The following is a 23,761-nucleotide window of genomic DNA, read 5'->3' on the forward strand; positions in this document are numbered from 1 at the left end:
ATAGCAGAACATCGCCGAATCCCGGGGGCCAAGGACCCAGCCCCCGGGGAGATAGCAGTTACATACCCTTGCCGGCAGCGAATTCCTGCGGGCTCAGCTTGCCGTCCTTGTTGCTATCGAGCATGCCAAAGTGGGGTGCCAGCTTGTGCTTGGCCAGCTCTTCCTTGGACAACGAGCCGTCCTTGTTGGCATCGAGCTTAGTGAAGTCGGCATCGGCCGCGGCCGGCTTGTGCTGACCATGCTCCTGCTTCTTATGATCCATCGGCTTGTGCTGGCCGTGGTCGGTGGTGGGCGTGGTGGTCTGGCCACCGGCGAAGGCCGCGCCGGCCATCAGGAACAGGGCCATCATCGAGAGGGAGGCATAACGCTTCATTGCAGTACTCCTTGTGGGATATGAGCCATCAGTGACAGGAATGGCCGCGCGCAGGCTCATCGGCGCGGTCAGGGTGAGAGGTGGCAACAACGGTGGAGCCGGACAAACGCAAGGCATTGGTGACCACCGAAACCGAGCTCAGGCTCATGGCCAGGGCCGCCATCATCGGACTGAGCAAAAGGCCGAAGCTGGGGTACAGCAGGCCGGCGGCGATGGGCACGCCGATGGCGTTGTAGACGAAGGCGAAGCCCAGGTTCTGCTTCATGTTGGCCACTGTCGAAGACGAGATGGCACGGGCTTGCACGATGCGCCTCAAATCACCCTTGACCAGGGTGAGCTGGGCGCTGGACATGGCCACATCCGTGCCCGTCCCCATCGCGATGCCCACATCGGCTGCCGCCAGGGCCGGCGCATCGTTGATGCCATCGCCGGCCATGGCCACACGACGCCCTTGGGCTTTGAGTTGCTGGACCAGTTCGGCCTTGTCCTGAGGTTTGACGCCGCCACGCACATCGTCGATGCCCAGCGTGCGCCCCACGGCCTCGGCCGTGGCCTGTGCGTCACCGGAGGCCATCACCACGTGCAGGCCATCGGCACGTAGCAGGTTCAAGGCAGGCAAGGTCGTGGCTTTGATGGGATCAGCCACCGCAATGGCGCCGGCCAACCGCCCATTGACCGCCAGGAACATCACGCTGGCGCCTTCTTTGCGAAGACGCTCGGCGCTGCTCTGCAAGGGGGCTACATCGGCGCCAACCGATGCCATCAGGCTTTGGTTGCCGAGCACGACATCCTGATCGGCCACGCGCCCGCGAACGCCTTGGCCGGTGAGCGAATCAAAATCCTGGGCGGCCACCAGGTTCAAGCCACGTCGTTGGGCTTCAGCCACGATGGCCTCGGCCAGGGGGTGCTCACTGCCCTGCTCCAGGCTGCCGGCCAAACGAAGGATCTGATCGGCGTCGAAACCGGCGTAGGAGAGCGTGTCGCGAAAGGCTGGACGTCCCTCGGTCAACGTACCGGTCTTGTCCACGATCAAGGTGTCGATCAGACGTAGCTGTTCGATCGCCTGAGCGTCGCGGAACAGGACTCCGACCTGCGCAGCGCGGCCGGTGGCGACCATGATCGACATGGGGGTAGCCAAACCCAGGGCACACGGGCACGCAATGATCAGAACCGATACGGCATTGAGGACGGCAAAGGTCCATGACGGTTCGGGTCCAAACAGGCCCCATCCGAAGAAGGTAAGCACCGCCGTGGCCAGCACGGCCAGAACGAACCAGTACGCCACCTTGTCCGCCATACGCTGCATCGGCGCGCGAGAGCGCTGGGCCTGGGCCACCAACTGCACAATCTGCGACAGTACCGTCCCGGATCCGACTTTGTCCGCCCGGATGACCAGGGCGCCCGTCCCGTTGAGCGTGGCGCCTATGACGTGGTCACCGACAGTCTTCTCCACCGGAATGGGTTCACCGGTCAGCATCGACTCATCGACACTGGTGCGACCTTCGATGACTTCCCCATCGACCGGCACCTTCTCGCCCGGTCGTACGCGAAGCAGATCACCCACATGCACGTGATCCAGCGCAACGTCCTCTTCGCCCCCATCGGGCTTGACGCGGCGTGCCGTCTTGGGCGCCAACCCCAGCAGCGACTTGATGGCTGCCGAGGTTTTGGAGCGCGCCCGCAGTTCCAGCAGCTGGCCGAGCAGCGTGAGCGAGACGATGACCGCCGCTGCTTCGAAGTAGACCCCCACCCGTCCATGCTCGCGGAAAGAGTCCGGAAACAGGCCCGGCGTCACGGTGGCCACCACGCTGTAGCCAAACGCGGCGGCCACGCCGATGCCGATCAGCGTCCACATGTTGGGGCTGCGATTGCCGATGGACTGTAGGCAGCGCACAAAGAAAGGCCACCCCGCCCAGAGCACCACCGGGGCGCTCAGCACGAGCTCAATCCAGGTGCGCGCCTGCGTGGACAAGCCGGGCAGACGATGTCCCAGCATGGCCAAGACCAGGACGATCAACGTCAAAGGCAACGTCCACCAGAAGCGTCGGGTGAAATCGCGTAACTCCGGATTGTCGTCCTCCTCCAGCGACGGCATCTCCGGCTCCAGTGCCATGCCGCAGATCGGACAGGTGCCGGGACCTGGCTGACGAATCTGCGGATGCATCGGACAGGTATAGACCGTGGCATGGGTATCGCGGGGGGGAGCCACCGCTGCTGGGGCGGTCATTTCAACTTGCTGGGCAGCACCGTCCGTATAACGGTCGGGATTAGTGATGAACCGCTCTCGGCATCTGGCTGAGCAGAAGTGATACTTCGTTCCGCCATGCAGAGCGTGGTACGGCGTTCTAGCCGCGGAGACCTGCATACCGCATACCGGATCACGCACCGAGTCTGGACCATCGCTGGCACCCTGCGGCATCGCCTTGCCGGCTTCATCGTGGGAATGAGGGGACATGGATCACTCTGGGCTGGAAGAAGGGATCGCGAGCAAACTGTCAGCTGCGTTGACCGTGCAGGACGTAAGGCTGCGTGGTGCCATCGGGCAGTACAAATTCCACCGTATAGGGTTGAACACGTCCGTCGGGCATCTCCATGCCAGGAGAACCGGCAGGCATCCCCGGTAGCACTAATCCACGGCCTACCGGGCGCTCACGCAACAGGCGCAGGATGTCTTGCACCGGCACATGACCTTCGACGATGTAGCCATCGATCTCGGCGGTATGGCACGAGCCGCGTCCATAAGGAACGCCCAAGCGCGCCTTGATCGGGTTCAGGTCTTCGCTGTTGTGCACCTCAACCGTAAAACCTGCTTTCTCCAGATGCTCCACCCACAGTTGGCAGCAACCGCAGGTCGCACTCTTATGTACTTTGACCAACGGCAACGGACGCTGCGGTTGAGTGACCTGCTGCGCAGCCGCCGATGTCGGAGATTGGGCGTCCGATGCCGCCTCTGAATTGACAGCCGATTCGGGGCGCGCGCATGCGGTCAGCGACAAGGCCGTGGCCAGCAGAAAGAGACAGCTGCGTGAAGTGTTCATCATGCTTCCTTAAGAGATGCCCGAGCGCCGAGGCGCTCGGGCGTGGAGCCGGGGCAGCTCCATGAAGGGATCAATGCTGGTGATCGTGGCCGTCATCGGCCTTGGGAGCTGGCTCGGCTGGTTTGGCTGGCATGGAGCCGTGCTGATCGTGCTCGCCCTCGGACTTGGCCTGCGCAGGTTGCTTTGCCGGCTCGGCCGCATGCACGTGCGTCTTGCCGTCGGCATGCACATGCGTGGTGCCTTCCTTAGGCTTGCTCATGTCCATGCCCATGCCACCTGCTTCATGCCCCTGGCCATGGCCATGGCCATCACCCATCTCTTCGCTATCACCGCCGCCATGGTGATCTGCACCCGCTTCCTCGCCATGCGAGTGCCCGCCGGTCTCACCGCCACCGTGTGAATGGCCATCACTGCTGGCTACCAACGCCTGGTAGCCGGCCTTGTCCAGCTTGGGCAGCTTCTGCAGGAAGGCCGACATGTTCCAGATGAACTCATCGTCCATGCTGCCGCCCCACGCAGGCATGCCGCTGGCCTTGATGCCGTGCTTGATCACCCAGAACGCCTCAGCTGGACCCACCGGGTGCTTGCTTAGGTTTGGTGGCGCGGGGTACAGACCCTTGCTCATCTCGGTGGCCGCCGCATCTGGCGAAAGATGACAGGTCACACACATAGCGTTGTAGTTGCCCGCACCCTGGCGGATACGCTCAGGATCATCCAGGTTCGTGGGTACCTGAAGCTTGGCGGCGCGCACCTCAATGGAACGCTCACGCGCCGTTTCAAGTAGCGCATACACCGGGCGACTATGCGGATCATCAGCGGCCACGTTGTACACGCCCAGAGAGACCGCGGCGGTTGCGACCACCGCAACCAATGCCACGCCGGCGCCGAGCCATACCCACATCTTCTTGTTGGATTTCATTGTCAGTTCCCCTTAGAACCAGGTACGAAGGCCGATGACCAAGCGCGTGTCTTCAAAAGACTCGCCATGCTCGCGTCGCATGTCTGCGGTATTGCCAAACGCACGCTCGTACACCACGCCGATGTAGGGAGCGAACTTTCGGGTGAACTCATAACGAAGTCGCAGGCCCGCCTCAGCGGTACTCAGACCCGAACCTATTCCGCGCAATGGATCGTTCTTGCCATACGCCGTGACCTCCACCAGCGGCTGCAGGATCAGCCGATTGGTCAGCAGCAGTTCGTACTCGGCCTCGACATTGGCAGCAGTCTGGCCGCCTTCGCCGAGATAGGCTGTGGCGGATACTTCGAACTTCATCGGTGCCAAGCCCTGTACGCCGATAGCGGCGAAGTTCTGCGAAGCCCCCGGCTTGAAGTCATGGCGCACACCGGCTACCACATCCCACCACGTGGAGATACTGCGGCCGTAGAGCACTTCCAGATCAGCCGACTCGGTCTGACCATCTGTGCGTTCGCCTTCACTGCGGAACCAGACGCGATTGAGGTCCGTACCGATCCAACCCTGACCCTCCCAACCCAGCCCGGTGCCCGGATCGGCATCCCAGGCTTCCAGGCGATTGAGCAGTACGTAGCTCTTGATCGAATTGTCATGCACCGGATGCGCGTGTGCGGGCGCGATGGCCGCCTGACGATCAGCCTCGGTCACCGCAGGAATCGGGGTGCGCGGCTGCGTTGGTGCGACAGGCCCATGTCCCATCTGACTGTGGTCCATGCCCTCCATCGATTGCATGCCAGCTTCTGGCGTAGCGGATGCGGGCGAACCGTGGCCCATCTGCGAATGGTCCATCCCCTGCATCGCAGGCGTGGACGTGCTGGAGGCGTCGGACGCAGCGGGCTGTGCCATCTGACTGTGATCCATGCCCTGCATCGGCTGCGTCTGCGCTTTGGGCGCTGCAGGTGTACTCGCGGGCGAGCTGTGCCCCATCTGCGAGTGGTCCATGCCCTGCATGGCAGGCTCGGCTGCTTGAGCCGGCGGCGCGGCATGGCCCATCGCCGCATGATCGATAGTCGCTTCGCTGGTCTTGGCCGGTGTTGTAGGTTTGGGGGCTGGCGCAGGCTTTGATGTCGGCGCCTGATGTGCAGAGTGATCCTGAGCCTGGGTCTGCGCGCCCTGCTCCATCGGCATGGAGCCGTGCTGCATGGATTGGGCGCTGGCCGCATTGGCCAGGGCCAGCGAGATAGCCAGGGTCAGCGCAGTCAGGGTGGTATTGCGTCTATTGATGTTCATTCGTCGACCCTCACCGTGCGCATCATTCCGGCTTCCATGTGATAGAGCAGGTGGCAATGGAACGCCCAGCTGCCCAACGCATCGGCACGCACGCGATACGTACGTCGGCTGCCTGGCGGCATGTCCACCGTGTGCTTGCGCACCATGAAGTTGCCGCTATCGTCTTCCACATCGCTCCACATGCCGTGCAAATGGATCGGGTGGGTCATCATCGTGTCGTTGACCAATACGATGCGCATGCGCTCGCCGTAGTTCAGCCGTAGCGGCTCGACATCGGAAAACTTCTGACCATTGAAACCCCAGGAGAATTTCTCCATGTGTCCGGTCAGATGCAGCTCGATCTCGCGACCGGGGTCGCGTCCGTCAGGGTCTTCAAAGGTGCTCTTGAGCATGGAATACGTCAGTACATGACGGCCGTTATCGCGCAGGCCATTGCCCGGATCGTCCAAGCGCGAAGTCACGCTCATGGCTTGGTTGTCCAACAGGGGATTGTTGGTCTCGCTGGCAGGGTGTGATTGCATGCCCCCATGCTGCATGCCGGCCATGGCACCATCGCCGGCGGCGGGCATCGCGTGACCCGCATGGGCCGAGGCCTCATTGCCGCTGGCAGGTGGGGTCATGCCGGGCATGCCCATGGCTGCACCACAGCCGCCTTCCATGCCCTTGCTGCCGCCAGACATATCCATCGATCCATGATCCATGCCCATGTCTGCCATCGTCAGCAGCGGCCGGGGATCCACAGACGGAAGAGGCGCGCGTAGTCCTTCGCGCACGGCGAGCGTGCCGCTGACGTAGCCGGTGCGACCGGAGTCCTGGGCAAAGATGGTGAATGCGTCCTGCCCGGAGGGCTCCACGATCACATCGAAGGTTTCTGCTACTGCAATGCGGAACTCGTCGACCGAAACCGGATGGACGTACAAGCCATCCGCCGCGACCACGGTCATCTTCAACCCCGGAATACGCACATCGAAGTACGTCATGGCAGAGCCATTGATGAAACGCAGACGCACCTTCTCGCCACTGCGGAACAACCCGGTCCAGTTGCCCAGAGAGGTCGTGCCGTTCATCAGGTAGGTGTAGGTGTTGGCGTTGACGTCGGACAGATCCGTGGGCGTCATTCGCATCACGCCCCACATCTTGCGATCTTCCAACGTGGCCGACAGACCATTGCGCTTCACATCGCGCGCGAAATCGCCGACCGTGCGCTTGTAGTAGTTGTCATGGCCCGGCATCTTCTTCAAACGATCGAACAGGGCCGTCGGGTCCAGGTCTGTCCAATCGCTCAGCATCACGACGTAGTCGCGATCGAAGCTGAAAGGCTCTGGCTCCAGTGGATCGATCACGATCGGTCCATAAAGCCCAGCTTGTTCCTGGAAACCTGAGTGGCTGTGGTACCAGTAGGTTCCGCCCTGATGCAGGGTGAACCTATAGTGGTAGGTCTCACCACGTCCGATGCCGTCAAAGCTCAGGCCCGGCACGCCGTCCATGTTGGCCGGCAGAATGATGCCGTGCCAATGGATGGAAGTATCCGTGCCATGGAGGGAGTTGGCCGGCAATGCATTGGAGACACGCAGGTTGACCGTGGTGCCTTCCCGCCACCGCAGCAACGGCGCCGGAACGGACCCGTTGACCGTGATCGCGGTGCGGGTCTTGCCGGTGAAGTTCATCGGCGTCTCGCCGATGGTCAGGTCAAACTCGGTGCCCGACAATACGTTGGCTTGTCCGGGGCCCTTGAGCGCCCAACTGGCTTTGGGCCAGAACCCCAATCCTGCGACTGCGCCTCCCAAGGCCAAGCCTTGGACAAATCGCCGCCGCGAAGGCAGCAGCGGTCCACCATGTGGACCACGAAAATCATCATGCGACATGTAAATGCTCCAAGCGTCGTTTTGCCACCGGCAGGCGGTGGTACAGAGCGGGTGGCTGGCCTATACAGGCATGCAAGCCACACCAACGGCGCCATTGCGGCGCCTAGGGACGCTTAGCCGATCGGTGGTCGGATCAGATGAGGCAAGGCAGGCGCCGGATGCCCCAAGGGCAGCGGCATGACATCCAGGCCCAAGGCCAGTTGTACCGAAACATGCAGGCGCGCAGGCAATGCGCTCGCGCACGCGTGCACGCAGGCGCACCGGCACGCAGACGACTTGCAACAGTCGGGGCCGGCATGATCGCCGTGCCCAGTGCCAGCCTTTTCAATCGATGTGGCATCGGGATGATGCTCAGCACTGTGATGGGCGACGCAGTCTTCGTCGACTTGCACCGCGGCAGCGACTTCGCTGGCCTGCTCTTCCATCACCGGATTCATACTGACCGACGCAAACGCCGACCACGCCCCGTTAAGCACGAGCATGGCGATCAGGATCAGTCGCAGTAGAAGTGAGGAGGCTGACACGGGCGACATGGTAAATCACTTTAGACAAGGCGCGCGTGTATCGGTCGTGAACAAAATCTCAGGCAGGCCTGAGATGCCGCGCCCCGTTAGTCGCGCTAGCCGCGCCCACTGGTGTTCCATCCGGGGGCGCTCCAAAGGGCCGGGTTGAAGCGAAGTGCTGCCCATAAAGCGAGCGACCGTACGGCCTACTTCTCGGATGTGCTCTCGATCAGCTTCACCAGCTCGCGCTTCTGCTGCTTGCTGAGCGAGCCCCAGCGTAGGAGCAACTTGGCCAGCAGATCATCATCGGTGTACAGCAACGCGGCGGGGATCCCCAACGCTTGAGCCAACCGCTCAGCGGTCTCCAGCTTCGGCTCGTGCTTGCCACGCTCGTACTGGTTGATTCGGGGGCTGGCCACGTGAGGATCCAGACCGGCCCGGATGCCCAACTCCTTCTGCGACAAGCCCGTGTGCAGGCGGGCTTGTTTGAGGCGTCGAGCGAAGGTCGGTGTTGAGTCGACTGACAAAGTCACGCGCGCACCCCATGGAGACCCCATAAGGATGGCGGATGTACCCTGCCTTGCATACTAAGATATTCTTAGCTTTGAGGCAACCGGCGACCCCGGTAGCGCTGCCATCGCCAGGAGCCACGCCGCTCCCTCACCCCCGGAACCCGCATGCCCGGAACCTCGTCAATGACGCCATCTGGGGTCGCCAGCATCGAGGCGTTGGGGCTTCGTGGCACCCTTTTCCTTGCCGCGCTGCTGGCCGCGCAGCTACGACGCATACCGGTGGCGCCCACACGCCGCTCCACCTTGCTGGTGCTGGACGCCTTGCGAGACTTGGCCCTGATCCAAGTTCCCTGGCCAGCGGATCGATGGCAGATCCGACCCGATGCCGAGGTCACGCCCATCGAAGATCTGCAATGGGCTTTCGCCTGGTCTACCCACGAGCGCAGGCACCTGCTCCCGGTGCTGGAAGACCAACTCGGTGATATGGCACACGATGTAGAACTGGCGGACGCAAAACTAGAGCTGTGGGATGAACTTGCACTCTGGGAGACCGAGCAGTTTCTAGAGCAGCAATTGCTCAAACATCACTTCGACCCAGGCTGGGCACGTGATGTGGGGTTCGTGTTTCAATCCGGACCGCGGGGTCTGCCGATCGCGCAGTGGCGCTATTGTTGCTGGGCGGCGGTACGCCAAGGCGCGTCGGTGGCAATGCGTCTTGGCGTGCACGACAGCGCCCATGTGCGCGAGGCCATCTTTCAAGAGGTCAAGAAGCGCTTGCGCTACCTGATGACCAGTTCGCCCCAGCAAGGCATGTTCAAGCCCTACCATCTGGCACCGGAGTCCTCAGTAGCCAAGCTGTTCGTAGACTGGGTCGTACCTATGGAATGGGCGTACTGGACTGGGGAGCGCTATCCCGGCCGCTAGCAGGCAAACGAGTAGCCTCGTTAGTCCGCTCCCCCACCCTGCGTACTGCTGCGCCGGGTTCTCTTCACCGTATTTTGTGCCGGCGTCAGTTGATTCAGCAGGGGCTCCAGCGCTTCAAGACGCGCGTTGGCACGCAACGCATCGGCTTCAGCGCTCTGGCGGCGCTCACGCTCCTGCGCAAGGGTGTCTTGGACTTGAGCTAGCTCGCTGCGCAGGGCATCCAAGGCCTTGACGTCAGTCTTCCAGCGCTCCTGCAGTGCCATGTGGTCCGTTGCGGTCTGGCGCAACGCCACGATCTCGCTGTGTTGGCCTTCGTGGACCTGCCTCAACTGGACAAGCTCACGCTCAATCCGCCCATGGCGCTCCAGCCATTGGCCATTGTCGCGGTTAAGCACCAACAGCTCCTGATTCTTCGCGCCCAAGGCTTCATTGGCCTGACGTAAGGCTACTTGCAGCTCTTGGATCTGATGCTCGTGACGGCGAAGCTCTTGCTCGCGCTGCTCTTTGGTTGAAGCGCGGTAGTGCTCGAGCGCTTCCCGGGCGTGGGCATGCTTGTCCTCCAGAGAACGCGTATGCGCCTCGTAATCAGCCAGCCGCACCGTCATGCCGGCGATGCGCTCATTCAACTGGGCGATTTCCGCGACCTTGTCGCGCAGATTCTGCTGAAGTAGGGCGTGAGCGGCTTGCTCTTGCGTCAAGCTGGTCTCAGTGCGCTGCAGCTGACTGCCCAGGGCAGCGGCTTCCTGTTGGGCGGTGGAAAGCGCTTGTTGCTGACGCTGGAGTTCGGCCCCATGGCGTTCTCGCTCCCTGGTGAGGATCGCTTCTGCCTCCTCTTGAAGTCGCGCAGCCAGGCGCGCGACCAAGTCTTGCAAGGCCTCACTCACGGCCACCGCACGTGACGGACCGCCGCCCTCCTCCTCTTCCAGTTCACGCAAGTAGCGATGGATCGTGGTCTTGGAGCCCGTGTTGCCCAGAGCCACCCGAACCGCGTCCACGGAAGGCTTCTTGCCTTGGGCCAGCAGCGCGTCACGCGCTTTCTGGACATCCCCTTTGTAGAGTCCTGCGCGCGCCATGATGCTGTTCTCCAATTATTTCGTAATGTATTACATACCATGTAATTACATACTAATAAAGAGTGCAGGCGGCCGTTCGGCGGCGGCTTTGCTCAGGCGGGATAATGTTGAATTATCCCGCATGATGGGCGTGCGGGACTAGCGACGGCCGGGGAACGGTACGAAAACGACCTCAGCTCAGCGCTTCACTCACGCTCAATTGGGTTCCTTGTAGGCCAGCAAACGCAACGCGTTGAAGACCACCAACAGCGTGGAGCCCTCGTGCACGGCGACGGCTGGACCGATGCCCAGGCCGAAGATCGTGGCCGGCACGAGGAAAGCGACGATGCCGAGACTGACGAAGACGTTCTGGCGGATGATCCCACGCGTGTGACGACTCAGGCCCACGGCGAATGGCAGGTGCTTCAGGTCATCGGCCATCAATGCCACATCGGCCGTTTCCAAGGCCACGTCCGAGCCGGCCGCGCCCATGGCGATGCCGACGGTGGCATTGGCCATCGCGGGCGCGTCGTTGACGCCGTCGCCGACCATGGCGACCTTGTCCTGATCGCGCAGCTTGCGGATCGCCTCGACCTTGTCCTCGGGCATCAGGTCGCCCCATGCCTCGTCCAGGCCGACCTCCTTGGCCACGGCCTGGGCCACCTTCTGGTGATCGCCGGAGATCATGATCATGCGCTCGATGCCCATGGCCTTCAGGCGCACCAGCGCCTGCTTGGCCGCCTCGCGCGGCGTGTCCATCAAGCCGATCGCGCCGAGTTCCCGATTGCCCAACCGCACGACCATGGTCGTTCTGCCCTGCTCGCGTAGCGTGGCGATTGCCGCTGCCGCCGCGGCGCCCAAGGCGGGAACCCCATCCGCGCCGAACATCTCGGCCTTGCCGATCCATACCGGCTGATCACCCAGACGGGCTTTGACGCCGCGGCCGATCAGGTTTTCCAACGCCGATGCGGTCGGCAATGGGCTGGCATCCAGCCTGCTGCGACCATCACGCGCTATCGCGGCGGCCAACGGATGATCGCTGAGCGACTCCACCGCGACCGCTACCTGCAGCAGTTCGGTCTCCGAAGCGCCGGCCACCGGCACCACATCGGTAATGCGCGGGCGCCCTTCGGTCAGGGTTCCGGTCTTGTCGAAGGCCATCGCTTTCAACGAACCCAGATCCTCTAGCGGCGCGCCGCCCTTGATCAGCACGCCACCACGCGCCGCGCGGGCGATACCGGACAGGACCGCGCTCGGGGTGGCGATGGCCAACGCGCACGGACTGGCGGCCACCAGCACGGCCATGGCGCGATAGAAGCTGTCGCGAAACGGCTCATCCACCACCACCCAGGCAAACAGCAGCAGGAACGCCAGCGCCAGTACCGCAGGTACGAAGATCCGCTCGAAGCGATCGGTGAAGCGTTGGGTGGCCGACTTGCGCGTCTCGGCCTCACTCACCATCTTCACCACCCGCGCCAGCGCGGAGTCCTCGGCGCGCTTGGTCACTTCCACTTCGATCGCACCGGCCCCATTGATGGTGCCTGCGAAGACCCGACTGGCCGCATCGACACTGTCGGGCCGGCTCCGTGCCAGCGCGGCATCCTCCACCGGCCGCTTGTCCACCGGAATGGACTCGCCGGTCACCGGTGCCTGGTTGATGCTGGAGTTGCCCTTCAGCAGGAATCCATCGGCCGGCAGGCGCTCGTTGGGACGCACCAGTACCCGATCACCGAGCTGCAGGTCGCCGACCGGAATCTCGGTGGTGGACTCGCCGCGGATGACGATCGCCGTATCCGGCGCGAGTTCGGCCAGCGCCTCGATGGCGCGCTTGGCGCGTCCCATCGCGTAGTGCTCCAGCGCATGACCCAAGCTGAAAAGGAACAGCAGCAACGCACCTTCGGCCCAGGAGCCCAGCGCGGCGGCGCCGGCGGCGGCGACCAGCATCAAGGTGTCGATTTCAAAGCGCTTGAGCTTGAGGTTGTCGTAGGCCTCGCGCAGCGTGTACGCACCGCCAAAGACATACGCGCCGATGTAGCAGGCCGTGGGCAACCATCCCGGCAATGAGGCGGGCAACTTCTCGATCAGAAAGCCCACCAGCAGCAACGCACCACACGTCAGGGCGAAGATCAGCTCGGTGTTGGGGCCGAGCAGGCCGCCGGTGTGGTTGTGGTCGTGCTTCTCCTCCCCGTGTTCTCCCTCTTTGCCGTCATGCGTGTGACCCGCGTGATCCTCGCGCGGGGACGGCTTGCCCGTTGGCACGCGTGCCACACCCATGCGCTTCAAGGAGGCTTCCAGTCCACCCTCGTCGATCTTTTCGCGCTCGAACTCCAGGTACACCGTGCCGGCCGAGCTGGCGCGCGCTTCCAGCACGCCGAACACCGAGCTCATCTGTTCGGCCACAGTGCGGGCGCGCCGCTCATGCCCGATGCCGGTGACCGTCCAGGTGACGTGGCCGAAACTTTCGGTGACGCGTACGCCGGCAGCCTGGGCTAGCTCGCGAATGCGCGCCAGCGATGTCACCTGCGGATCGAAGTGCACGCAGAGCTGGCCGGCCCCCTCACCCTCGACAGGTCGGATGTGGACGCGGTCAACGCCCGGGCGCGCAAGCAGTTCGCTCTGCAGGCGCTCAATGCACGCATCGGCGGCATCCCGCACGTGGGGAAGCACAACGGGAATGTCCAGGCGCAACTTGCCAGCGGAGGTATCCATATCGATCTCGTCAGTGCTGCGCAGATGAACCTGAGTGTCCAGAGCGCAAGTGAGTGCCACGCGACAGCACGGTCGTTGCGACCGGCGCACGCGATCCCAAAGCAGGGCTTACGCCAAGGCGGCGTGCGCCCGCGCAATCACGCGATGGGTGGGCGTAAGGGGTGCGTAGCGCGCTGGCCCAGCGCCAGGACCGTGGCGATGGACGTATAGGCCTGGCCGGGGATGAGCGGCCCAGGGGCCGGGAAGTCCGGCAGGATCACCGCGTGTGCGCACACGTCCGAATGATGGAACAGGCTGTGCGCCCCATTGGCGTGCTCATCGGGCACCTCGCCCTTAGCATCGTGCGCATGCGCGGCTGCGCGCAGGTGCGGTGCGCTGTGCTCCAGACCATGCAACTGCCCGAGCTGGGTCAGGACCGGATGGGCCAGCACCGCCACCACGACCAGCCACAACGCGCCCAAGGCGAGCCAGGATCGAGGATGGGCGGTCAAAAGGCGCACGCGGGGGTCCCGGGTTGCACGAATGGCCCGACGATACTCAACCCGGTCGTGAAGGCCAAGCGCTGTTACACCATAACGCCGCTAGGTGATGACAGTTTCCTGAATTGCGTGATTGTCTAACGCGGAAGGGACTGACTACCATGCGCGCACCATGACGCGTGCCCTACGCCACCTCAGCCGATTCCTGCGCCTTCCGGCGCTGGCACTGCTGTTGTTCGCCGTGGTGGCCAATCCGGTGCTGGCAGCCGTGGGCGATATCCACGAGTCGGCCCAGGCCGTGGCCGATCATGCCGATCCCGAGCACTGTGATGTCAGCGATGACGGCACCAGCGCGGCGGTCGATCAGGATGCCGGCGATCAGGACGAGGGTTCGGCCGGCGATCTGCTGCACGCGCTGGTTCATGGCGCCCATGCCTGCGGCCACCCGGTGGCCATCCCCTCGCCCGCCCTGGTGGTCGATCCGCTCGCCCCTCAGGCGATCGCACCTGTGCACGAGATCCAGCCGCTGGATTCGATCCAGCCGCTCTCTCTGACCCGTCCCCCGATTACGGCCTAACGCTGCACGCCGGCTTGCCGGTGCATCGTTTTTTCGCCTAATCGGAGATACCTCATGTGGTTGCGACTGGCAGCATGCGCTGCCTTTTTGATCGTGCCCGTTGCGTACGCGCAGACGGGAACGACGCCTTCTTCTACACTTTCGTTGGACGACGCCATTGCACGCGTTGCCACGACACACCCTGACCTGCGCATCTTCGACGGACGTCGTCAGGTCCTGGATGCCAACCTGGCATCGGCGGCTCTCAAGCCCCCGATGACCCTCGGCGCAACCATCGAAAACACGCTCGGCACCGGCAACTACCGTGGCTTCAGCGAGTCCGAACTCACCGTCACCCTGGCCGGGGTGATCGAGCGTGGCGGCAAGCTCAACGCCCGGCAAGCCCTGGCGCTGGCCAACATTGATACGTTGGCGCCGCAGCGCGAGATGGCACGGCTGGACCTGCTGGCCGAGACGGCACAGCGCTATCTGGCCGTCACCGCAGCGACCAAGCGCAAGAACATCGCCGAGTTGGACATCGTCCAACGCAGGCGCGCCGTGGATGCGGCACGTACCCGCCTGACCGCCGGTGCGTCGCCCGAGTCGGTCGTGCTCACTGCACAGGCTGCCTTGGCCACGGCCGAGTTGGATCGGGATCGTGCCATCGCCGATGAAGCGGCCACGCGCCAGAACCTGGCGGCCCTATGGAATGAGCGTACGCCCAGCTTCACCGTGGTGGTGGGCAATCCCTTGGTGCTGCCGGAACTGCAGAGCTTCGATGCACTGAGTGGGTATCTGCAGAACACGCCTGAGCTCGCTGAGTTGGCGGGTGTGGAGCGTGTGCGTGAGGCTCAGCTACGCCTGGCCCGCACGCAAGCCACGCCCGATCTGCAGTGGCAGGCTGGTGGACGCTACAACCGTGCCACCAGCGATGTGGGCTTCATGGGCGGCATCAGTATTCCGCTGGGATCTGCCGCACGTGCGGCCCCGGGCATCCGGGCCGCGGAGGCCGAGTTGGCCATGACGCCGCTGGAGCGCGAGTCGTTGCGGATCGACCTGTATTCGGCGCTCACCAACGCCTACGGCAACTACGCCACCGCACGGTTGGAAGTCGGTCGCCTGCGTACCGACGTGATCCCGCGCTTGGAGAAGGCTGAGAGGGCCGCCGAGTACGCGTGGAAAGCCGGTGCGATCAGCTATCTGGAATGGTCGCAGCTGCAGGCGCAACGCGTGGAAGCCAGCGTGCGTCAGCTGCAAGTGGCCGTCGACGCACAAGCTGCCCTAATCGAGATCCAGCGCCTCACCGGGCAGCCGATCGTCGCCAGCGGCACCAACACTCCATAAGGATTTCCAAATGAAGAACGTTGCAAAGATTGCAGCTCCGACGCTGCTGCTGGGCGCTGTGCTGATGCTGGCCGCTTGTGGTGGTTCCAAGGACGCCACGGAAGAGAAAACGGCGCCTGCCAAAGAGGCCAGCGCTGAAGGTGATGATCACGTCGCCGAAGGCGAAGCCGGACACGAGGAAGGGGAAGCTGACCACGGTGAGGAGGCCGGCGGCCATGAAGAAGAAGGCGCCGAGAAGACCACGATCCCGCAGGAAGAAGCTGACAAGAGTGGCGTGAAAGTAGCCAAAGTCAGCGAAGGGGCTATCAAGAACGAATTGGAAGTCCAAGGCGTGCTGACACCCATGGAAGGCGGCGTGGCCCAGGTCACCGCGCGCTACCCCGGTGTAGTGCGTGCCCTGCGCGCCAATGTGGGCGATACCGTGCGTCAAGGCCAAGCGCTGGCCGTGGTGCACAGCAATCTCAGCCTCACCACCTACACCATCACCGCACCGATCAGCGGCGTTGTCCTCAGTCGACAAGGCAGTGTCGGTGGCGTAGCCGCCGAAGGCCAGCCGCTGTTTGAGATCGGCAACCTGTCCAAGGTGTGGGTCGACCTGCATGTGTTTGGTGCCGATGCGCAGTACTTGCGTCCGGGCGTGGCCGTCACGGTCAGTCGCCTGTACGACAACGTCAGTGCTACGACGACCATCGAACGCGTCCTGCCCAGCACGTCAACGGCGAGTCAGAGCCTGATCGCCCGCGCCGCGCTGCCCAACGAGGATGGCTTCTGGCGTCCAGGCACGGCGGTCAAAGCACAAATCACGATGTCCACCAGCGATGCGGGCGTAGTCATTCCGCAGTCGGCCATCCAGAGCATGGATGGCATGGACGTGGTGTTCGTGCGGGATGGCGATACCTATACGGCGCGGCCGGTGAAGCTGGGTGATCGTGACTCCACGCAAGTGGCCGTGCTGGACGGCGTGAAGGCCGGCGAGGACATCGTGGTGACCCAGAGCTACCTGGTCAAGGCGGACATCGAAAAGTCCGGCGCGACACACGCGCACTAAGGAGACCGTCATGCTCGAGAAAATCATAAAAGTCGCGATTAATCATCGCTGGCTGGTCATGACGTTGACGGTGGCCTTGATCGCTATCGGCATCTGGAGTGCCCGTCAGATCCCTATCGATGTCACCCCCGACATCACCAACGTCCAGGTTCAGATCAACACCGAGGCCGCCGGCTACTCACCGCTGGAAGCCGAGCAGCGCGTTACGTTCCCCATCGAGACGGCCATGGCCGGTCTGCCGAAGATGGAGTACTTCCGCTCGATCTCCCGCTATGGCTTGTCTCAGGTCACCGTCGTATTCAAGGACGGGACGGACATTTACTTTGCCCGTCAGCAGGTCTCCGAGCGTGTGGCGCAGGTCAAGGCCCAAATGCCCGAAGGTATCGAACCTACGCTGGGTCCGATCGCCACCGGTATGGGCGAGATCTTCTCCTACACCATCGATGCCGATCCCAAGGCGCGCAAACCCGATGGCCAGCCCTACACGGCCACCGATCTGCGTACGTTGCAGGACTGGGTGATTCGTCCGCAGCTGCGCAATGTTCCCGGTGTGACCGAAGTCAACACCATGGGCGGCTTCAAGCGTGAGGTTCACGTCACGCCCGATCCTGCGAAGCTGCGTTCGCTGGACCTGACCTTTGAAGATGTGGTCACGGCCCTGCAGGCCAACAACCAGAACGTGGGCGCCGGCTACATCGAACGTAACGGCCAGCAGTTCCTGGTGCGCGTGCCGGCCCAGGTCTCGGACATTCCCGCCATCCAGAAGATCGTCGTCACCCGTCGTGATGGCGTGCCGATTCGGGTTCGCGATGTGGCCAATGTGGCTGACGGTGAAGAACTGCGTACCGGTGCGGCGACCCAGAACGGCCACGAGGTCGTACTCGGTTCGGTGGTCATGCTGGTGGGCTCCAACAGTCGTGACGTTTCCCAAGCTGCAGCCGCCAAGCTTCAGGAGGCGGCCAAGAGTCTGCCCAAAGGCGTGACTGCCACCCCGGTGTACGACCGTACCTCGTTGGTGGATCGCACAATTACCACGGTCGCCAAGAACCTGATCGAAGGCGCATTGCTGGTCATCGTCATCCTGTTCCTGCTGCTGGGCAACTTCCGTGCGGCGTTGATCACGGCGGCGGTGATTCCGCTATCGATGCTGTTCACCCTGACCGGTATGGCGCGCGGTGGCGTGTCGGCCAACCTGATGAGCCTGGGCGCACTGGACTTCGGTCTGATCGTCGATGGCGCCGTCATCATCATCGAGAACTGCCTGCGTCGCTTTGGCGAGCGTCAGCATGAACTCGGACGTGAGATGACGCTGGAAGAGCGCTTTGAAGTGGCCTCGAGTGCGTCGGCCGAAGTGATCCGTCCTAGCTTGTTCGGTCTGGGCATCATCACCGCCGTCTACCTGCCGATCTTTGCCCTGACCGGTGTGGAAGGAAAGATGTTCCACCCGATGGCCATCACCGTGGTGCTGGCGCTGACGGGCGCGATGATCCTGTCCCTGACCTTCGTACCGGCTGCCGTGGCGATGTTGCTCGGAGGCAAGGTCGAAGAGAAGGAGAACTGGCTGATGCGCTGGTTCCGCGGGCGCTACGAGCCTTTGCTGGATCTGAGCCTGCGTAGCGGCAAGCTGGTGGCTGTCGGTGCGATCGCCCTGCTGGTCGGCAGTGGCCTGCTCGCCTCTCGCATGGGTAGCGAGTTTGTTCCCAGCCTGGATGAGGGCGACTTCGCGCTTCAGGCCATGCGTATTCCCGGCACCAGCATGACCCAGTCCTTGGGCATGCAGCGCATCGTGGAAGAACGCCTGCTGCAGTTCCCGGAAGTGGAGCGAGTGTGGTCGAAGATCGGTACGGCAGAAGTGGCCTCCGACCCGATGCCGCCCTCAGTGGCGGACACCTTCGTGATGGTCAAGCCGCGTGATCAGTGGCCTAACCCGCGCAAGCTCAAGGCGGATCTGGTCGCCGAAGTTGAGGCAGAGATGAAGAAGATCCCCGGCAACAACTACGAGTTCACCCAGCCGATCCAGATGCGCACCAACGAGCTGATCTCGGGCGTGCGTGCAGACGTGGCTATTAATCTGTACGGCGATGACCTGGATACATTGTTGGCAGTGGGCCAGAAGCTGGAAGCGGCGGCACGGACCGTGCCGGGTGCGGCGGACGTGCGTCTGGAACAAGCCGCTGGCCTGCCGATGCTCTCGGTACTGCCCGATCGGGATGCCTTGGCGCGCTATGGCCTGAACCCGGCTGACGTGCAGCGCAACGTGGCCACGGCTATTGGTGGTGAAGTCGCCGGCCAGCTGTTTGAGGGCGATCGACGCTTTGACATCGTGGTCCGTTTGCCGGAACAGCAGCGACTGGATCCCACTGCGCTCTCGGCGTTGCCCATCTCACTGACGGCGGCCATCGCGGCCAACCAAGCCGATGAATCCGTGGGTACGCAGGCCAACGCCGCTCAGGCGCAGATCGTACCGCTGAGTTCAGTGGCGCGCGTAGAGATCTCCGAAGGCGCCAACCAGATCAACCGTGAGAACGGCAAGCGGCGCATCATCGTGACCGCCAACGTTCGCGATCGCGACCTGGGCAGCTTCGTCTCGGAACTGCAGTCGACCATCGACAAGCAGGTCACGGTACCCACCGGGTACTGGATCGAGTACGGCGGCAGCTTCGAGCAGTTGATCTCGGCCAGCAAGCGTCTGTCCATCGTCGTGCCGGTGACCCTGGTGCTGATCTTCGCCTTGCTGTTCATGGCCTTTGGTTCGGCCAAGGACGCGCTCATCGTCTTCAGCGGGGTCCCGCTGGCTTTGACCGGTGGCGTACTGGCGCTGGCACTGCGCGGGATTCCGCTGTCGATCTCAGCAGGCGTGGGCTTTATCGCGCTGTCCGGTGTGGCGGTGCTCAACGGCCTGGTGATGATCAGCTTCATCCGAAGCTTGCGCGAGAGCGGGCAACCCATGGCCGAAGCCATTCGGGAAGGTGCGCTCACACGTCTGCGCCCCGTCCTGATGACGGCATTGGTCGCGTCGCTCGGCTTTGTCCCGATGGCGCTCAATGTCGGTGCGGGTTCGGAAGTGCAGCGACCGCTGGCCACCGTGGTCATTGGTGGAATCATCTCCTCCACGTTGCTGACCTTGGTGGTGCTGCCCGTCTTCTACCGATGGGTCCACACCCGGTTCAACCGTACCCCCGCGCACATGAAATCGTGACAGGGCAAGGCGGCGGTGTACGCACCGCCGCCCTCCCCCGTTCCTAGCCGCTCTTTTGCATCTGTTCCTAGGAGAACACGCATGAGCACAGGTCATGATCATGGAACGTCCGAGATCCGGTACGAGAAGCCCCTGTGGTGGGCGCTCGGCCTGACCTCCACGTTCCTGATCGCCGAGATCATCGGCGGTCTGGTAACAAACAGTTTGGCGCTGCTATCCGATGCAGCGCACATGATGACCGATGTCATCGCCCTCACCGTGTCGCTGATCGCGGTGCGTATGAGTCGACGTCCGGCTGATGCCCGCCGCACCTATGGCTATGGCCGCATGGAAGCCATCGGCGCGATCATCAATGGAGGCCTGTTGTTCTTGGTCGCCGGCTACATCCTGTGGGAGGCGGTCGGTCGTTTCCGGGAACCGCCGGCCGTGGCCTCCACGGGGATGCTCGTGATCGCGGTGCTGGGCCTGATCGTCAATCTGATCTCGATGCGCTTGCTCCGCGCCGGCAGCGGCACCAGCCTGAACGTCAAGGGTGCCTACCTGGAAGTGTGGAGCGACATGCTCGGCTCGGTCGGCGTGATCATCGGCGCCATCGTGATCAAGCTCACCGGCTGGACGCTGGTTGATCCGATCGTTGCCGTACTGATCGGGCTATGGGTGTTGCCCCGCACCTGGACGCTGCTGCGCCAGGCCGGGCATGTGCTGATGCAGGGCGTACCCGAAGGAATGGATGTGGCGGCCATCCGCACGCGGCTGACTCAGATGTCGGCCGTGCAGGAAATCCACGACCTGCATGTCTGGTCGCTGGGTACGCGGCAGGTCGTGCTGACGGCCCACGTCGTGCTGGCTGCCGATGTCCCCGATCCGGAGGCGATCCAAGTCGAGCTCACCCGGGTGATCGAGCAGCAGTTCGATATCCACGACGTGACATTGCAGGTGGAACGCACTTCGTGCAAAAGCGAGGTGGGCCATGCCTGACCGGAATCGAGCGAATTTCCGCAAGGTTTTCGCCCGATTCCAAGACACATCGCCCCAAGGTTCAGCAAGCGCAGTCCGCCCGCGTTGGCGCATTGCCGTGAGCCTGGAGCTGGTCATCCTGATGGTTGCCATCTTCTTTGCGGTCACCGCAAACGGCGCCTTCTGGGCCAGTGTCAAAGAGTCGGGTGTCCTGAGCGGCGCGCGGGAACTGCGCTTTGTCATCGGCGTGTCGATCGCATTGGTGGGCTTGCATGCGTTGTTGTTTGGTCTGGTGCTAAACCGCTGGATCGCCCGGCCCGTGCTGGCGGTGCTGCTGATCGCCACAGCGTCGGCGGCCTACTTCGCCAGTACGTATGCGGTCTATCTGGATCCGAGCATGGTCCGTAATGTGATCCGGACAGATTTGGCTGAAGCGCGTGAACTGCTGACCTGGGACATGGTGGGCACGGTCATTATGATGGGCGTGCTGCCAGCGGCTGCGTTGTGGCTGGTGCACTTGCCACGCTTCACGCTCAAGCAGACCCTGCTACGCCGGATCCTGTTCCTGGGCGCGATGCTGCTGCTCACGTGCTTGGGCGTGATGGCCACCTTCCAGGACGTCTCCTCGTTGATGCGCAATGACAAGGCGCTGCGCTACCTGATCGCGCCGGGCAACTATCTGGCGTCCATCACGCGCGTGCTCAGCCAGGAGGCCAGAAGCCCGAAGGGGCCACGCCAGGTCGTGGCGGCCGATGCCCGGCAGCGGGCGCACGCATCCTCGACCAAGCCGCATCTGCTCGTGGTTGTGGTCGGCGAAACCGTGCGTGCGCAGAACTGGGGACTCAGTGGCTACGCGCGACAGACCACGCCTCAGCTGGCGAAGTTGAACGTCATCAATTTCAGCGATGTGACCGCCTGTGGATCTAACACGGAAGTCTCGGTTCCCTGCATGTTCTCTCTTGCTGGCCGGCGTAACTACGACCGCGAAAACATCGTGGGCTCCGAGTCATTGCTGCACGTGCTGGAACGAGCAGGCGTTGAGACGTTGTGGCGGGACAATCAGACAGGTTGCAAAGGCGTATGCGATGGCTTGTCCTTTGAGTCCTACCGCAAGCCGCCGAAAAGCTCGCTGTGCGATGACCAGGCCTGCCGCGATGCGGTGATGCTGCAGGGTCTGCACGACGTGATCGATGACAATCCTGGCGACACGGTGGTGGTCTTGCACCAACTGGGCAACCATGGGCCGGCGTACTTCAAACGATATCCGGAAGGTTTACGTCAGTTCCGGCCTGACTGTCGTTCCTCGGATCTGGGCAGCTGCACGCGGCAGGAGATCGTCAACGCCTACGACAACGCCATCCTGGAAACGGATGACTTCCTGTCCAAGACGATCCAGATGCTATCGCAGGACACTACGCACGACACGGCGATGATCTATGTCTCCGATCACGGCGAGTCGCTGGGCGAAGGCAACGTCTATCTGCACGGCTTGCCCTACTCCATTGCGCCGGACACCCAGATCAAGGTGCCGATGGTGGCCTGGCTTTCACCAGGCATGGCCAGCGGTAAAGGCGTCAATACCGCGTGCGTGCGTAGTCGGGCAGGCCAGCCGATCAGTCACGACAACCTGTTCCATTCCGTCCTGGGATTGATGCAGGTCAAGACCGAGGCCTACGAGCCGACGCTGGACGTGTTCTCCGGATGTCAGGCCACGGCAGGAGCCTCGCCATGAGGCCTTCCCACAGCACTGCCACCCCTGCCCGGCGCATATCGCCGGGCCTTCCAATGCTTCGCGCGAGATCGCGATCGAAGCACGCATTCACTCTTTCTCGAGGAACGTCCCATGGCTGATGCGTATGGCCACCTGCCGCGTGGTCCCAAACGTTTGATGATGGCCACGCGCTGGTCTTTCCAAGGACTGCGCGCCGCGTGGCTGCATGAATCCTCCTTCCGACTTGAAGTGGTCATCGCCCTGGTGATGGCACCGCTGGGACTGCTGCTGGGTGAGACCGGTGTGGAGCGCGTCCTGCTGGCGATCTCCGTCCTGCTGGTGCTGCCCGTGGAGCTTCTCAACTCGGCCATCGAGGCGGTGATCGAGCGCTACGGCCCCGAACACCACGAACTGGCCGGTCGCGCCAAGGACATGGGCTCGGCCGCCGTCTTCCTGACTTTGGCCATGGCGGCGCTGACATGGCTGGCCCTCTTGGCCAGCTGATGCGACGCCTCTGGAGCGTTATATGGCATACGTACTGTTAGCCGCACTGGTGATTGCTGTGGGCTGGGGACTGAAGTCGGCGATGTCGATTCCCCACCCCGATGGCCTGACCGTCTTCCTCAGCAGCACCGTGGTGCTGACGGGGGCGCTGTTCTGGGTGGTCGTTACCCTGCACGCGCTGGATCTGCTGGTGGCGTTCAAGCGCGACGATCGCCGCTACCTGTCCGAGTTCGCTGCCGCGATGCGGCCACGACTGCGTGAGTTGCTGGTGGCCACCCCGGTGACGTTGCTCGGCTTGCTCATCGCCTATCGATCCGTGGGCACCGCCGGCACCGTGGTCGCCGCTTTGGGGGCGCCGTTCTACGCGCTCGCCATCGCCTCGGCGCTGATGGCCAGACCCCTGCAGGCCACGCCCGTGCGTCGGCGACGCACGGGCATCGTGCTGAGCGTGATTTACGGCGCCCTGTTCGCGATCACGGCTGTCTTGCAATCAGCCGTGGCCACCCGTACGGGTATGCAGGGCGCCGCGCCGTGGCTGGGGGTGACGTCGGCCCTGGCCGCGATCGCGGCCTTTGTGTCGGCGGCCAAGTTCAGATCCTCGATCGAGCAAGGACGCGCCCTGTCATCGCCGGTGATCGAGAGCCTCGGCAATCCCTTCCCCGGTCACCAGAACGGACCGTCCTCTCCCGACAGTCCGTCGTCGCGTTTGCGCAAAGGTCCGCCCCCGCCGCATGGCGGGCGAAAGCGTCGACGCCGCTTCTAGAGCGCGCGATCTCGCACTGAA

20 protein-coding genes are annotated in these 23,761 nt (G+C 63.2%); 9 read left to right on the plus strand and 11 right to left on the minus strand.

What is annotated here, in order from left to right:
- Positions 1–58: 58 nt before the first annotated feature.
- The 8 genes from CSC78_RS10545 to CSC78_RS10580 form a co-directional block, all read right to left on the minus strand.
- Positions 59–373 (minus strand): hypothetical protein, encoded by a 315-nt coding sequence (locus CSC78_RS10545; RefSeq protein ID WP_046934794.1) that lies wholly within the window; start codon positions 371–373, stop codon positions 59–61.
- A 28-nt stretch (positions 374–401) separates the two neighbouring features.
- Positions 402–2,828 carry a heavy metal translocating P-type ATPase gene (locus tag CSC78_RS10550; protein WP_379605912.1) on the minus strand — a complete coding sequence of 809 codons (2,427 nt, stop codon included), beginning with the start codon at positions 2,826–2,828 and terminating at the stop codon, positions 402–404.
- A gap of 40 nt (positions 2,829–2,868) precedes the next feature.
- Positions 2,869–3,411, minus strand: coding sequence for a DUF411 domain-containing protein (locus CSC78_RS10555; RefSeq protein ID WP_080955570.1), 543 nt, complete (start codon positions 3,409–3,411; stop codon positions 2,869–2,871).
- 70 nt (positions 3,412–3,481) lie between these two features.
- Positions 3,482–4,330, minus strand: coding sequence for a c-type cytochrome (locus tag CSC78_RS19040; RefSeq protein ID WP_228903386.1), 849 nt, complete (start codon positions 4,328–4,330; stop codon positions 3,482–3,484).
- 12 nt (positions 4,331–4,342) lie between these two features.
- Positions 4,343–5,614, minus strand: a complete 1,272-nt coding sequence (locus CSC78_RS10565) for a copper resistance protein B (protein ID WP_046934796.1) — start codon at positions 5,612–5,614, stop codon at positions 4,343–4,345.
- Positions 5,611–7,479 (minus strand): copper resistance system multicopper oxidase, encoded by a 1,869-nt coding sequence (locus CSC78_RS10570; protein ID WP_046934797.1) that lies wholly within the window; start codon positions 7,477–7,479, stop codon positions 5,611–5,613. Before CSC78_RS10570 ends, CSC78_RS10565 begins: the two co-directional genes overlap by 4 nt.
- Positions 7,480–7,592: 113 nt before the next feature.
- Positions 7,593–8,012: a transcriptional regulator CopL gene (gene copL / locus CSC78_RS10575; protein WP_046934798.1), complete on the minus strand. Its 420-nt coding sequence runs from the start codon at positions 8,010–8,012 to the stop codon at positions 7,593–7,595.
- 176 nt (positions 8,013–8,188) lie between these two features.
- Entirely contained in the window at positions 8,189–8,539 is a 351-nt protein-coding gene (locus tag CSC78_RS10580; protein ID WP_046934799.1) for a helix-turn-helix domain-containing protein, read from the minus strand.
- 120 nt (positions 8,540–8,659) lie between these two features.
- On the opposite strand from CSC78_RS10580, the gene CSC78_RS10585 reads away from it, so the two are divergent.
- Positions 8,660–9,418, plus strand: a complete 759-nt coding sequence (locus CSC78_RS10585) for a hypothetical protein (protein WP_228903388.1) — start codon at positions 8,660–8,662, stop codon at positions 9,416–9,418.
- A gap of 20 nt (positions 9,419–9,438) precedes the next feature.
- Here the strand turns inward: CSC78_RS10585 and CSC78_RS10590 are convergent, their stop codons facing one another.
- From CSC78_RS10590 to CSC78_RS10600, 3 genes are all read right to left on the minus strand, one after another.
- Entirely contained in the window at positions 9,439–10,491 is a 1,053-nt protein-coding gene (locus tag CSC78_RS10590) for a DNA-binding protein (RefSeq protein WP_054668669.1), read from the minus strand.
- Positions 10,492–10,686: 195 nt separating this feature from the next.
- Complete coding sequence (locus CSC78_RS10595) at positions 10,687–13,179, minus strand: heavy metal translocating P-type ATPase (RefSeq protein ID WP_162337846.1); 2,493 nt, start codon at positions 13,177–13,179, stop codon at positions 10,687–10,689.
- Positions 13,180–13,316: 137 nt separating this feature from the next.
- Positions 13,317–13,679, minus strand: coding sequence for a hypothetical protein (locus CSC78_RS10600; RefSeq protein WP_162337847.1), 363 nt, complete (start codon positions 13,677–13,679; stop codon positions 13,317–13,319).
- Positions 13,680–13,830: 151 nt separating this feature from the next.
- Here CSC78_RS10600 and CSC78_RS10605 point away from each other — a divergent pair, with 151 nt between their 5' ends.
- The 8 genes from CSC78_RS10605 (at position 13,831) to CSC78_RS10640 (ending at position 23,740) form a co-directional block, all read left to right on the plus strand.
- Entirely contained in the window at positions 13,831–14,235 is a 405-nt protein-coding gene (locus CSC78_RS10605) for a hypothetical protein (protein WP_162337848.1), read from the plus strand.
- 54 nt (positions 14,236–14,289) lie between these two features.
- Positions 14,290–15,558 carry a TolC family protein gene (locus CSC78_RS10610; protein ID WP_162337849.1) on the plus strand — a complete coding sequence of 423 codons (1,269 nt, stop codon included), beginning with the start codon at positions 14,290–14,292 and terminating at the stop codon, positions 15,556–15,558.
- A gap of 10 nt (positions 15,559–15,568) precedes the next feature.
- On the plus strand, positions 15,569–16,606 hold the full coding sequence (locus CSC78_RS10615; protein WP_162337850.1) for an efflux RND transporter periplasmic adaptor subunit: 1,038 nt from the start codon (positions 15,569–15,571) through the stop codon (positions 16,604–16,606).
- 10 nt (positions 16,607–16,616) lie between these two features.
- On the plus strand, positions 16,617–19,805 hold the full coding sequence (locus tag CSC78_RS10620; RefSeq protein WP_162337851.1) for an efflux RND transporter permease subunit: 3,189 nt from the start codon (positions 16,617–16,619) through the stop codon (positions 19,803–19,805).
- An 81-nt stretch (positions 19,806–19,886) separates the two neighbouring features.
- Positions 19,887–20,783, plus strand: a complete 897-nt coding sequence (locus CSC78_RS10625; RefSeq protein ID WP_162337852.1) for a cation diffusion facilitator family transporter — start codon at positions 19,887–19,889, stop codon at positions 20,781–20,783.
- Complete coding sequence (locus CSC78_RS10630; protein ID WP_162337853.1) at positions 20,776–22,494, plus strand: phosphoethanolamine transferase; 1,719 nt, start codon at positions 20,776–20,778, stop codon at positions 22,492–22,494. Before CSC78_RS10625 ends, CSC78_RS10630 begins: the two co-directional genes overlap by 8 nt.
- Before the next feature lie 111 nt (positions 22,495–22,605).
- Positions 22,606–22,977, plus strand: a complete 372-nt coding sequence (locus tag CSC78_RS10635; protein ID WP_162337854.1) for a diacylglycerol kinase — start codon at positions 22,606–22,608, stop codon at positions 22,975–22,977.
- Positions 22,978–22,999: 22 nt separating this feature from the next.
- Positions 23,000–23,740, plus strand: a complete 741-nt coding sequence (locus tag CSC78_RS10640) for a hypothetical protein (RefSeq protein ID WP_162337855.1) — start codon at positions 23,000–23,002, stop codon at positions 23,738–23,740.
- The last annotated feature ends 21 nt before the right edge of the window (positions 23,741–23,761 follow it).

The organism is Pseudoxanthomonas japonensis (assembly GCF_010093445.1).
Lineage (GTDB): Bacteria > Pseudomonadota > Gammaproteobacteria > Xanthomonadales > Xanthomonadaceae > Pseudoxanthomonas_A > Pseudoxanthomonas_A japonensis.